We start from the raw sequence: 616 nt of genomic DNA on the forward strand, positions 1-616 counted from the left end.
GTTGATGGCGATTATAAATCAACTATTTATGTATATTACAGTAAAAAATGTTTTATAGGAGTGCAAAATATGAAATTAGAATATGTGAGCGCAAAAAAGGAAGATGCGTTGTTATTGATAAATCTTTATGATAGTTCATTTTATGATGACTATATAAGATATGGTGAATGCCCAGCATATGGGAGAACAGAAGAACAAATGCAACAATCTATTATGAATGTACCAAAGGAAATAATTATTTGTAATGATAGACCTGTAGGGGTTATATCGGTACAAAATAAAGGTGATGGTGAATATTACTTAGGTTGTTTATGTGTTATACCAGAATATCAAGGAAAAAGTATTGGTACGCAAGCATTTAAACATATAATACACTCCCGCCATGATTGGAAAAAGATAACGCTGGTTACACCAGCAGATAAGATTGAGAATGTAAGGTTTTATACCGAAAAATGTGGTTTTAATATAGGGGATATAACAATGGATGGCAAGGTGGAAGTTATTAACTTTTATATGGAATGTTAAAATCATATTAGGAGATTTTAATTCTCAACTGTCCTCAATTCGGGACAACAGACGATATACAATGTTTTTTTGAAAGTAGATTATTTATCAG

At 30.8% G+C, this 616-nt stretch carries 1 protein-coding gene; it reads left to right on the forward strand.

Annotated elements, in window-relative coordinates; translation table 11 throughout:
* Positions 1 to 525 (forward strand): GNAT family N-acetyltransferase (locus ACW2QF_RS12175; RefSeq protein WP_455716276.1); only part of this gene is annotated, 525 nt, incomplete at its 5' end.
* Positions 526 to 616 lie beyond the last annotated feature (91 nt).

It is taken from the genome of Anaerosporobacter sp. (genome assembly GCF_965301125.1).